At 34.3% G+C, this 13,149-nt stretch carries 5 protein-coding genes; 2 read left to right on the top strand and 3 right to left on the bottom strand.

Annotated features, from left to right (window positions below; genetic code table 11):
- Window positions 1-138: 138 nt before the first annotated feature.
- The 3 genes from ACWA1B_RS09995 to ACWA1B_RS10005 form a co-directional block, all read right to left on the bottom strand.
- Window positions 139-984, bottom strand: coding sequence for an outer membrane beta-barrel protein (locus tag ACWA1B_RS09995; protein ID WP_456906435.1), 846 nt, complete (start codon window positions 982-984; stop codon window positions 139-141).
- Window positions 985-1,024: 40 nt separating this feature from the next.
- The gene (locus tag ACWA1B_RS10000; protein ID WP_456906437.1) at window positions 1,025-6,934 is read right to left on the bottom strand and encodes an MBG domain-containing protein; all 5,910 of its coding nucleotides are present in this window, start codon (window positions 6,932-6,934) and stop codon (window positions 1,025-1,027) included.
- Between the two features lie 143 nt (window positions 6,935-7,077).
- A complete protein-coding gene (locus ACWA1B_RS10005; RefSeq protein ID WP_456906439.1) occupies window positions 7,078-8,193 on the bottom strand; it encodes a helix-turn-helix domain-containing protein in 1,116 nt (371 codons plus the stop codon).
- Between the two features lie 714 nt (window positions 8,194-8,907).
- Between ACWA1B_RS10005 and ACWA1B_RS10010 the strand changes: the two genes are divergently transcribed.
- Both ACWA1B_RS10010 and ACWA1B_RS10015 read left to right on the top strand, forming a co-directional pair.
- Window positions 8,908-11,706, top strand: coding sequence for an outer membrane beta-barrel family protein (locus ACWA1B_RS10010; RefSeq protein ID WP_456906441.1), 2,799 nt, complete (start codon window positions 8,908-8,910; stop codon window positions 11,704-11,706).
- 4 nt (window positions 11,707-11,710) lie between these two features.
- On the top strand, window positions 11,711-12,496 hold the full coding sequence (locus tag ACWA1B_RS10015; protein ID WP_456906443.1) for a GLPGLI family protein: 786 nt from the start codon (window positions 11,711-11,713) through the stop codon (window positions 12,494-12,496).
- The last annotated feature ends 653 nt before the right edge of the window (window positions 12,497-13,149 follow it).

Genomic DNA, 13,149 nt, shown 5'->3' on the forward strand with positions numbered 1-13,149 from the left:
CATGTATTTTTTAAATGAGTTGACGGATTGCTCTTCCTAATAAACTACTTATTAATTTGCTGTGCAGATGAGACTAATAAGTGATTTATTTCTTATTTTAAAATCTAATTTATCGGTATTTTAATCGTTCGGCTTTTGTTAATTCCCTTTCGCTTTTTTAAGTAAAAAACCTAATTTGATTTGTAAACCAGCAGAAAAAAAATTGCTCTTTTGTACTATCATTTTATTTCCCGAAACACCATTTGCCTGCGTATTTTCAATCCCGTTTGGATCATACAAAACGATGTTTGCGTTTTCTGTATTTTCTACTAAATCTGAAAAACCATAATCAGCAAAAATACCAGTATAAAGCTGTAAATTCTCTTTTAGCTTGAAAGTTAAACCTGTTTCTAAACTTACTAATAATGAAGTTTTAAGATCTGCCGAAGTTTTGTCCTGCCAATTGTTGACTTTTCCAAATCCGTGTGAAGGCAAATCATCGATAAGCAGATTGATATCTGGGTAATAACCGCTTAACTGTAATTCATCAGCAGAAGCTTTTATGGTTTGTTTTCCTGGAAATAAAACTTTTCCGCCAAAACCCAAATACCATTGTGATTGGTTTGAAATTGGAGTTCTGTACTGTAAAAGAACTGGAATTGCCAAAGAAACAAAATGTTGTTTTTCCTGATAATTTTTCGGCGCAACCCTGTATTCGAATGCCGTCATTTGATCATCAACTTCATAAGATTTTATAGTTGTTCCTTCATTCAGCTTAAACGTATTTTGATTGTAGAAAATATCTATACCTGTATTAATTCCCCAATGATTATTTAATAAATAAGTATATCCAATTCCTAAACCTCCGTCAGCTTTTAAATTTCCATTTCTTTCAGAACTCTCATAAAGAATCCCTGATGGGCCACCGCTAAGTTTTATACTGATTTCTTGTGCTTGTATTGAACTAGACAATAGAAATATTGCGATTGCTATTTTGATTTTCATTTTGATTTTGATTTTCATTGACTTTAAATTAAACCTCATTTTACTTTACCAATACATTAATTGTCTTTTTCTCACCATTTGATAAAGTAAGCAATACAACGTAAATAGCGGTTTGAGAAGGCGCAATTATTTGATTCTGAGTTTTTATGTTAGAAACAGTCTGAATCAATTTTCCGTTTATATCAAAAATATCAATAGTAGCACCTTTTAGTTGTGCTTCCTTAAAATTACATTCTAAAGTAAATTCAGTAGACGCTTTTACCGGATTCGGATATATTTTGATATTATTTGAAAATACTTTCCCAGTTATTTCAAACAAACAAGACTTAATTTTGTTTCCGTCTTTATCTGTAGCAATAACATAGTAAGTGCCATTTAAAGCTTGATTTTCGTTGAAATACTGTCGAGTTGCACCCGAGATCGCTGTTCCATTTTTATACCATTGCCAAGAAACAAAATCTTTATTTTTATTATCAAAGAAAAGAACATCAGACCAATGCTGTGTTATAAGCCCACTTTGCGTAACTTCAATAGGTTTTATAACCGCCACCGCTGGATGATGATTTTGATCTCCAATCTGAGATGCTGTAATTGAAGTGCTTCCCGAATTTTTTATCGCTAAATTATTGCCTAAAACTTCAGCGATATTACTATTCACAACCGAATAAGTTATTGACAATCCACTGTTTGAAACCGCATTCAGATCTATATTATTTTCGGTTTCACAGCCAAATTCCAAATCTTGATTCCAAGTAATTACTTGGTCGGCTTTAGTAATTTCAAAAACGGCACTTTCAAAAACAATTTTATAATTGTTGCCAGCATCAATTGTCCCAGCATTAATTTTGTACTTTCCAACATTTTCTCCAACTTCTCTTGAAAGATTTCCTCTTATAATTGCATTTGTATCACCATTTGCAAGTCCTGAAACGGTATATTTAAAAACTGGGTCAGTTGTACCAAAAACTTTCTGTTGTTCCGCTGAAGCAGTAATAGTAAGAGTGTATTTATCTGTGGTAAAACTAACTTCATTTCCGTAGGCTACAAAGCCATTACTGTTTATCGTATAGGCTTTTACATAATAAATTGCATTTCCTTTTAAATTAGTCAGCGTTGAAGTAATTGATCCTAATGATCTGCCAACAATAATTTTATTATCTGTTAGCAGCGGATTTGATTTAAGCGAATAAACAAATCCTGTTTCTGTTAAACATTTTCCATCATTATTTTCCGAAGAAATTGTTCCCGAAATTACCGCTCCGGATACAGTTATATTTGTTGCAGCCAAAGTATTTGCTACAAAAGGCGCAGGTTCTTCAATTACTACCGTTTTTGAGATCGAGCAAGAATTTGCATCAGTAATGGTTACAAAATAGGTTCCAGCTGTAAGTCCGCTTGCAGTGGCTTCGTTTCCTCCTTTCGGTGACCATAAATAAGTATAAGCTCCTTTTCCTCCGCTAACATTTACTGATGCAGTTCCATCATTCCCACTATAGCAAGTTATATCCGTTTTTGAAGTTACAGCTTCAAGTAATGCTGGTTCAGTTATTGTAAAACTCTGTATTGCCGTGCAAGAATTTGCATCGGTAACGGTCACTGTGTAAGTTCCGGCACTAAGTCCTGTTGCCGTTGCTGAATTTCCTCCAGAAGGAGCCCACGAATAACTGTACCCCGATTTTCCTCCGCTTACGCCAACTGTAGCTGATCCTGTATTTGCTCCGTGACAAGCGATATTTGTTTGAGAAACTGCAGTTGCTGTAAGAACATTTGGCTCTGTAATTGTAAAACGCTGCGTTGATGTACAAGAATTTGCATCGGTAACGATTACTGTATAAGTTCCGCTACTAAGCCCTGTTGCGGTTGCTGAACTTCCGCCAGAAGGAGACCATGCATAAGTATAAGAACCCGTTCCTCCGCTTACACTTACACTTGCTGATCCTGTATTTACTCCATTACATAATAAGTTAGTTTGAGATGGAGTAACTGTTAATGCAGAAGGTTCTGTAATTGTAAAGTTTTTCACAATCGAACAGCCATTCGCAGAAGTTATCGTAACACTATAATTACCTGCTGCAAGATTGCTTGCAGTATTGCTTGATCCACCAGTCGGTGCCCAAACATAAGTAAAAGGACCTGGTGCTCCAGATGGAACTACCGAAGCAAAACCTGTGTTGGTGCCATTACATAAAATATCGTTTTTACTTGTTGTAGCAATTAAGGTATTGGTTGTATTAATTAAAAAGGTTTTAGTAATTGTACATCCATTACTATCTGCAATTAAGCATGAATGGCTGCCATTATTTAATCCCGTTACTATTGCTGTTGTTTGGCCAGAAGGTGACCATAAATAAGTATAAGGACCTACACCTCCACTAACATTAACAGCTGCTTGTCCACCTGACATACAAGTTGCATCTCTTTGACTTGTTGTAGCGCTTAATACTGTAGGCTCATCAATTCTGATTGATCTAGTTACGAAACAACCATTAGAATCTGTAATTTTACAGTTATAGGTTCCCGTTGCCAGACCAGTTGCAGTTGCTGCCGTACCACCTGAAGGTGACCATAAATAAGAATATGTACCAGTACCGCCTGAAGGAACTACTGTTGCTGTTCCGGTTGCTCCACCATTACATAATGCATCTGTATGAGAAATTGATGCTGTTAAAACAGATGGCTCGTCTATCGTAACGCTAGCTATGTATACACATGCATTTCCATCTTGAATTGTTACAGTATAATTTCCCTTAGAAAGTCCTGATGCAGTAGCGGCATTACCTCCAGTAGGTGACCAAGAATAAGAATATGAACCAGCTCCACCAGAAGCGGTTACAGTTGCCAAACCATTTGTTCCTCCATTACATGAAACATCTACTTTTGTTATCGTACCAGATATTTTAGCTGGGGTTGCTACAGTAACAGTTTTTGTCAATGTACATCCTTTTGAATCTGTTATTGTACAAGTATAATCTCCGGCACTAAGTCCTATTGCTGTTGCTGAAGTTCCACCAGATGGAGACCATGAATATGAATAATTTGGACTTCCTCCCGATACGCTTACACTCGCGCTCCCATTTCCTCCACCAAAACAACTAACTCCAACTGATGCCGTTGTTGCTGAAAGACCTGACGCTGGCTGATTGATAGTGAAACCTTGGGTTGTTGCACATCCATTACTGTCGATTACAGTTACTGTATAAGTTCCTGAAGCTAATCCTGAAGCTGTAGCTCCTGTTCCTCCAGAAGGCGCCCAAGAATAAAAGTAAGAACCAGTTCCTCCAGTTACATTTACAGTAGCTGAGCCGGTTGCTTCTCCGTGACAATTTACATTCACAATTGTTCCTTGAGAAGCGGTTAATGCATTTGAAGGTTCTGTAATAATAAAGCTCTGCGTTGCGGTATATGCATTGGCATCGGTCACTGTTACTGTATATGTTCCTGCGCTGAGACCTGTTGCTGTTGCTGAAATTCCGCCAGAAGGTGACCAAGAATAAGAATATGAACCTGTTCCTCCAGTTACACTCACTGTTGCTGATCCTGTAGCTTCTCCATGACAGGCAATATTTGTCTGAGAAACTTTCGATGCTATAAGTTCATCTGGTTCTGTAATGGTAAAACTTTGCGTTGCAGTACATGCATTATCATCGGTCACTGTTACTGTATAAGTTCCTGCGCTAAGACCTGTTGCTGTTGCTGAAGTTCCGCCAGATGGCGTCCACGAATAATAATATGGGCCTGTTCCTCCGGTCACATTTACTGTTGCCGATCCTGTCGCTGCTCCGCGACTAACAATATTTGTCTGAGAACCTTTTGATGCTACAAGTTTATCTGGTTCTGTAATAGTAAAACTCTGCGTTGCAGTGCATGCATTTGCATCGGTCACTGTAACCGTGTAGGTGCCTGCAGTAAGCCCTGTTGCTGAGGCATTTCTTCCACCCGAAGGAGACCATTGATAGGTATAGCTTCCTGTGCCGCCTGTTACAGATGCACTAGCTGAACCATTGGCTGTTCCCTTGCAGGATGCATTCGTTTGTGACGGAGTAATAACGATAGCATCGGGTTCTGTAATAATGAAACTCTGCGTAGCTGTACAATTGTTATCATCAGTCACAGTTACGGTATAATTCCCTGCAGAAAGTCCTGAAGCTGTTGCATCACTTCCGCCAGAAGGCGACCATGAATATCTGTAAGGACCTATTCCTCCGTTTGCACTTACAGTTGCTGATCCCGTCAATGCTCCATGACAAGCAACATTTGTTTGAGCTGCTGATGTTGCAGTTAGAAGATTTGGTTCTGTAATTGTAAAGCTTTTAGTTATTGAATTATAATTTGCATCGTAAACATATACTGTGTAGGTTCCAGCATAAAGACCAGAGGCTGTTGTACCAGTTTCGCCTGAAGGATACCAATAATATGAATATGGGGCTGTTCCACCAGTTGCGTTTATTGTTATTGATCCTGTATTTGCTCCATTACAGTCAATATTATGTTGCGAAACTAATGTTGCTTCAAGTACTTCTGGTTCTATAATAGTAAAACTATGTGTAGCTGTACAATTATTTGCATCCGTGACGGTTACTGTATACGTTCCCGCACCAAGATAATAAGCTTCTCCACCAATTCCAATTGGTACAGATGGTGACCATGAATAAGAATACGGCCCCATTCCTCCGGTTACCACCGCACGAGCATAACCATCTCTTCCACCAATGTGAGATATATTGGATTGCGATGGAACAATGGCAATAGGATCGGGCTGCGAAATTGTATATGTACTAGTTTTTGCGCAACCATTTGGACTGGTAATAGTTAACGTATAATCTCCCGCTACTAGTCCTGTCCTATCTTTTGTCGTTATGCCGTTACCCCAATTATAGGTATATGTTCCATTTGTTTGACTTGGTAAAGTGATCGCGCCATTACTTTCACCATTGCATGATACATTGGTAATGACTGCTGTAGGTTGAATCATAGTGAATTGAATATTTCCTCTAGACTGACCTTTATCTTCAGCAATTTGGAATTCAACTCTACTGTTACTATCTAAAAATCCTTCCCAAACCTTTGCATGCGATTCACAACAATTGTCATCACCAAAAACTAAAACACCATCAATATATAATCTCACCCAATCATCATGCATTGGTATATCGATTTTATAATATCCGCATGGAAATCCTTGTCTTTTTGCACTCCAAGAATGATCATCACCATTTACCCTGCAACCTTGATAACCCGTAACTGAAGATGGGACATCATAATCTTCAAAATAATCTTCAGAATTAAAACTTAAAGTATTAGCTGTAAAATAACCCGAATAATCCTGTCCCCATGCACTTCTACTAACAACTCCCTTATTCCAAGCATACACATTCCAAATGTTATTACCATAAACGGAAGCATCACCTACTGGAGTTGTAGCTCCTAAAATAATATCTACACTGCCTGACGTTGCGCATTGTGTTTGATTGTCTGTTACAGTTACCGTATAGGTTCCTGCTAAAAGCCCAGTTACCGATTGTGTGGTTTGTACTGTTGGTGTGTTCCATTTATAACTATAATTTCCTGAGCCTCCTTTAACTGCGACAGTTGCCGATCCAGTTGTTGCTCCTGCGCAAGAGGCATTTGTTTGTACTGCTATTGCTTTTTCTCTCCCAGAACATTGTCCTATGGATATATTTGCATAAGCAATATTATAATGTGAATCTATTACAGTTACTGAATAATATCCTGCACTTAAATTAGATATTGTTTGAGTAGCTTCTCCATTTGACCATAAATAAGTGTAAGGAGGATAAAGTTCATCAACAATATTAGCAGTAATCGAACCAGTTGGCGAAAGAGAAGTTATGTCTGTCTTAGTTAAATCAACTCTCATTTGTCCAAACATACTGGATGAAACAAAAAGAATAATTGAAAATGTGAAAATTAAAAGTAATTTTTTCTTCATATTTTGGGGCTAGTTTAATTTGTACACAAAATTAGATAAGCGAACAAGCTCAAAAGCACTCCAAAAAGTTTTGATCAAGAAAATCTATAGCCCAAAAAGTTTTTTTTTGGGAAGAAAAAAATAGGAAAAGAAAAAATTAGATTCTAAACTGCAATATCAAATTCCTGTTTTTGCAGTTCTGATGGAAGGATATTATGGTATTTTTTAAAAGCTGCTGTAAATTTACTGGTATTTTCGTAACCGAACTTATACGAAATCTCTTTTATCAAAAGTTTGTTTTCGATAATAAGTTCTTTAGCCAGTACCATCTGTTTTTCCTGAAAATACTTGTAGATTGGTTTTCCAAAAAACTGTTTAAATTCAGACTTAAGCTTACTTTCTGAAATTTTAAATTTTTCAGCTAGAAAATCAATTCCAGGAAATTTATCATAAAGATGGCTCGTCAAATAATTCTCAACTTTATTGATGCTGAATTTATCCTCGTAATCAATTGCAAAGTGATTTTCGAACACGCGCTGATCTCTACAAGTTCTTAAAAAACCGAAAATAAGATTTAATGTACAGAGTTTAAACTGAAGAAAATCGATATGACTGGCTTCATTATTCATATTCATAACTTCATCAAAAATACCGAAGTTTTTCACCAGCTCATCCTTCTCCTCAACCGGCCAAGCAATATAAGGCTGATCAGATGTTATAAATTTATCCAATCCAGCTTCTGAGAATAAACTATTTTGAAGCAAGTTTTTTTGTAGCCATTCTTCATTAAAATACAAAGTGATGTATTTGTTATTTGCTCCTTTAAAATTTACATCGCAATTACGTTCTTTCGGCTTAAAGAATGTCCAACTATAATTTGCAAAACATAATTGCTTTTCACAAATTTTCAGATCGATTATTGGCTGACTTGTAACATTATTAAGACTAAGCATATAGTAACCTTTATCCTCAATTTTCATTTCTGCCGGGTCATCATAAACAAGGTCAAAAGCTACATTAGTTTTATACTTCATTTTAGAATAAATAACCCAAAGTCCTTCTTCTATTTTTTGATAATTGAAGCCTCCTGAACAAAATGGCGTATTAGCATAAACACTCTGTTTTACTCTATCATGCTTCATAAAGGGGTAATTAGCTAAACTCTCCACAAGATCTTCTGGAGTTTTACTGCTGTACGGAAGATGATAGAAACCGTTGCTGTACGTAAAAAAGTACTGCTTAAATTGATTGAGCCATTTCTTAAGTTTCTGTTGGAGCATTTCAAAGCCAAAGATAAAATTTATTTAAATTTTAGCAAATCATAGTAAAATTAAAATTTACATAAAATGGAAGGGATATCTTTTTTGCCACAGCAAGTTAAGGTACTTTTTAAAGATATTTTAAGTGTCTAAGTTTTGTGTCAGAATTATGGCGCAGTGCATTATGAAAAATTTAAAATCCAGTAAATAAGGATCTACAAGATTTAGGTTTTGAGTATATAAGAGTCGTTTATTTCTCAATACACAATAAGAATTTTTTCTTAGAAAACACATTCCATATCCGTAGTCATTGATTATTGTTCCACTAAGGCAAGAAATTGATTTATATCTTACCACAAGCAGCAAAAAAACAAGATTGTTAACAAGTAATTATGTTAAAAAAAAGCAAAGTCCTTTCTTACATTGTAGTATTTTTATTTAGATTTGAACCATGTTAACATTTAACTATTACACCAACGATTGACAATTAAAATCGTTAAAATTTAAGCCATCAACAATCAAAACCTCACAAAAAAATTATGAATTTCATAAAACCAAATCACTATTCTTCAGCAAACCTTTATAAAAAAGTGCTATTTCAATTTCTATTATAGAATCTACAATCTTCTAACTCCATAACCAAAACAAATCACAAAACAAGTGCATTTTATTTCTATTTCTCAAAAAATAGAATAGAATTATTATGCCTCTTTTTTAAAAAACCATAACCAATTAATGAGACAAACAATTCTATTATTATGTTGCTTTCTATTTTTATCAACTATTTTACAGGCACAAACATCAGGCACAGTTAAAGGATATGTAACAGATACCATAAACCATTCTACTTTAACGAAAGCATCAGTCTCTTTGTTAAGAGCAAAAGATTCCATTTTAGTAAAATTTACCCGAGCCAAAGAAAATGGTTATTTTGAGCTGAATAATATTAAACCCGGTAAATTTATTTTACTGGTTTCTTATCCTAAATATGCTGATTTTGTAGATCAATTTTCTGTTGATTCCACAAAGTTAATCAAGGATTATGGTAAAATTAATTTGGAAGATAGAGGAAAAATACTATCCGAAATAATCATCAAAGGCAACAGAGCCGCCATAAAAATCAAAGGAGATACGTTAGAATTTGATCCAAAAGCATTTAAAATAGAACCTAATGCAAAAGTAGAAGATCTGATAAAACAATTCCCTGGGATACAAATTGATAAGGATGGAAAAATTACCGCTCAAGGCGAAACTGTAACCAAAGTTTTGGTCGATGGTGAAGAATTTTTTGGTGATGATCCCACTTTAGTTACAAAAAATCTACGTGCGGACATGGTTGATAAAGTACAATTGTACGACAAAAAAAGTGATCAAGCCGCTTTTACAGGAATTGATGATGGTCAAAAAACCAAAACGCTGAATGTTAAACTTAAAGAAGACAAAAAAAATGGTTATTTCGGGAAAGTAGAACTCGGAGTAGGAACTAATGATTTTTACAAAGGTCAAGCCATGTTTAATAAGTTTTGGGATAAGAAAAAACTAGCAGCTTATGGCATTTTAGGCAACACAGGACAAGTAGGATTAGGATGGGGAGATAAAGATAAATATGGGCAAAACAGTTATCAAGTAAGTGATGACGGCGGTATTTATTTTACAAACACTGGAAATGATGAATTTGACAGTTGGGATGGACAATTTAATGGTGAAGGAATTCCAGTAGCTCAAACTGGCGGAATACATTTTGACAATAAATGGAACAACGATAAAGAATCTATCAATGTAAATTATAAAATTGGCGATATTAAACTTTCAGGAGATCGTAATGATATTAATCAGCAAAATTTAAGTTCTAGCAGTATTTATAATACTTCAGACAAGAGTTTTGAGAAAAACATGACTAAAAATAAACTTGATCTAGCTTATGAAATTAAAATTGATACTACTTTAACTTTAAAATTAAATGTAGATGGATTATTTAAAAATAGTAATTCAAGTGAAGCAGAAATGCGAAAAGGTACTGACGAACAAGGTAACCAATTGAATAATTTGAAACAGACAACTACAAACGAAGTTGATGATAAAACATTTAATTTTAATGCTTTAGTAACCAAAAGACTTAAAAAAACGGGACGAACATTATCTCTTAATTTAAGCCAGTCAAATACAGATAGCAAAAGTGATGGTTATTTAAATTCTAGAGCAGAATTTTTTACACCATCCATAATCAGCCCAGATAGTACTAAAGTAGTCGATCAAAACAAAGTCAACAATATTAGCAATACCGCTTTTAAATCAAATTTAATCTATACCGAACCGTTATCCAAAAGTCTATCTGTAATTCTTAATTATGGATTTAACATTAGTAACGGAAAAGCTGATCGTAAATCTTTTAATCAATCTCCAAATGGCGATTATAATGTTTTGGATTCCATCTTTAGTAATAATTATCAATTAGACCAAACGATAAACCAACTTGGAGCGATTTTTAATTACAAAAAAAACAAAACTGTTTTTACTATTGGTTCTAAATTTAGTGGTGTAAACTTTAAGCAATATGATGTTTATAGAGATAGTTCTTTTGATCGAAAATTTGTCAACTACATGCCTCAAATAAGCTATCAATATAATTTTAAACAAAGGGAATCACTACGTTTGTCGTATAACGGAAACAACGATCAGCCAACATTAGAACAAATACAACCAATACCAAATAATCAAAACCCATTAAATACGATTTTGGGTAATCCAAATTTAGATCCTTCTTTTAAAAACAGTTTTAGAGGAAATTATTATTCGTATAAAGTACTTAGCAATCAATATTTTTCGGTCAATGGATCGTATAATTTTACACTAAATCCAATAATAAGTAATGTGGTTACAAATGATAGAGGACAAAGTATTTCTCAATTTGTAAATCTAAAAGACAAAGCAGCAACAAGTTATTATTTGAATAGTAATTTTGGCAAAACAATCAAAGCCATAAACATGAACGCAGGGATTGGTTTAAGCGCTAACAAAAATGTAAACTATAATTACATCAATGCAAAACTGAATGAAACTAAAAATTCAACTTATTCCTTTAATTTAAACTTATCAAAGAATAAAGAAAAAAAATATAATTTGAATGCTAGCTTCGGACCTACTTACAACGTTGCTGATGCAAGCATTAACGAAAATAGTGATAGTAATGGTTGGGGGGTTAATGGAAATTTCTGGACCAGTGTACAATTACCTTTTAAACTAGAAATTAGCTCAGATGGTAATTATCAATATAATGGAAAAACGCAAGTAATTCAGGAAAGTTTTGAACGTTTTATTTGGAATGCATCTATCACCAAAAAATTCTTTAAATCAGATAATTTAAGAGTTTCTATAACGGGACGAGATCTTTTGAACCAAAATGTAGGATTTAACCGTTCTGCATTCAATGGAAATATCAACCAAAGTACTTATACAACTATCCAAAGATATTTTATGTTCTCTGTAAGCTGGGATTTCAGCAAAATGGGCGGAGGAGAAATTAAACAAAACTAAAAACATGAAAACAATAATAAATCACATCTTAATTTTAATAATTGTATTGACAAGCTGTAATACTTTTGCACAAAATGACCACTTTGTACAAAATGGCGTAATCGAATTTGAGAAAAAATCGAATATGTACGCTTTAATTACAAAAAAAATAAAAGGAGAAACTGAGAGTTACTATAAATTAGCTTTTGAAAGTTATAAAAAAACCAATCCACAATTTAAAACTGTAAAAAGTACACTCAGCTTTTCAAAAAACAAAAGCTTATACAAATGGGTTGAAACCAATGAATCACCAAGCAGCAACAGTTGGATTGCAGATGATGCAATGGCTAATTTAAAAAATGTTATCGCCACAGATTTAGATACCCAAACCAGTATTACCCAAAAAAACGTTTACGATGATTTATACTTAGTCAAAGATAGTTTACGCAAAATTGACTGGAAAATTACCGATGAAACCAGAGAAATTGCGGGCTATGAATGCCGCAGAGCAAATGCTATAGTTCTCGATTCTGTTTATGTTGTTGCCTATTACACTATTCAAATTCAATTTGCTGGTGGCCCTGAATCTTTTACAGGATTGCCCGGAACAATTTTAGGATTGGCCATGCCACATGAAAATATGACGTGGTTTGCCACAAAAGTTACTGAAATTCCAGTTTCTGACAAAGATTTAGCTCCACCAATTAAAGGCAAACCTGCTGACAATAAAGGACTAAACAAAATACTTTTGGATGCTTTGAAAGATTGGGGAAAATGGGCAAGAAAGACATTACAAGCCTACTCCTTGTAACAAGCTATTAAAACTTATTTCTTACACAAAAATTAATCTAACTGGTTCCTGAGATTTCCAGAATATATCAATGGAGCCAGTAATAGAATAGAATTAACAGAATTGCATTTATTACAATAAATATAATGAAAAGGATACCTTTTTTGCTACAAAAAGTTAAAGCTATTTTTTATGTTTTTATAAAAAAGAACTATTTAAATTCGATTTCAAAATACAACTATAGTACTTTTAAAACAAATTACACAATTATAAACTGATGTTTTTTAGTTTCGTGGCAATATTGTGGCGCACTATGTGAAAAAAAATAAGATGCCGGAAATATACGGGTTTCAAGCTTAAGGTTCGAATTCTTTATCTCCTTTAATTAAAATTGGAGTTGCCTTCAATTTTGCCACAAAAAGTTAAGGCGGTTTTTAAAGATATTTGACCATTCCAAGTTTTGTGGCAGAATCGTTGCGCATACTCTTCACATGGCATTTAATTCCTTAAAATCAAACTCTTCCCTACTGAGGTCCGGATGACAGAACATCCCTGTTCAAAACTAGAAAACATGTATTTTTTTTTAAGAATTTGCAGCTTGCTTTTCCTAGTAAACTACTTATTAATTTGCTGTTCTGATGAGGTAAATAAGTGATTTATTTCTCTTTGCCCCC

The organism is Flavobacterium xizangense, from assembly GCF_054075145.1.

Excerpts from the sequence above, each read along its gene's own strand:
- ACWA1B_RS09995 (WP_456906435.1), bottom strand. The coding sequence starts at position 984 with ATGAAAATCAAAATAGCAATCGCAATATTTCTATTGTCTAGTTCAATA.
- ACWA1B_RS10000 (WP_456906437.1), bottom strand. The coding sequence starts at position 6,934 with ATGAAGAAAAAATTACTTTTAATTTTCACATTTTCAATTATTCTTTTT.
- ACWA1B_RS10005 (WP_456906439.1), bottom strand. The coding sequence starts at position 8,193 with ATGCTCCAACAGAAACTTAAGAAATGGCTCAATCAATTTAAGCAGTAC.
- ACWA1B_RS10010 (WP_456906441.1), top strand. The coding sequence starts at position 8,908 with ATGAGACAAACAATTCTATTATTATGTTGCTTTCTATTTTTATCAACT.
- ACWA1B_RS10015 (WP_456906443.1), top strand. The coding sequence starts at position 11,711 with ATGAAAACAATAATAAATCACATCTTAATTTTAATAATTGTATTGACA.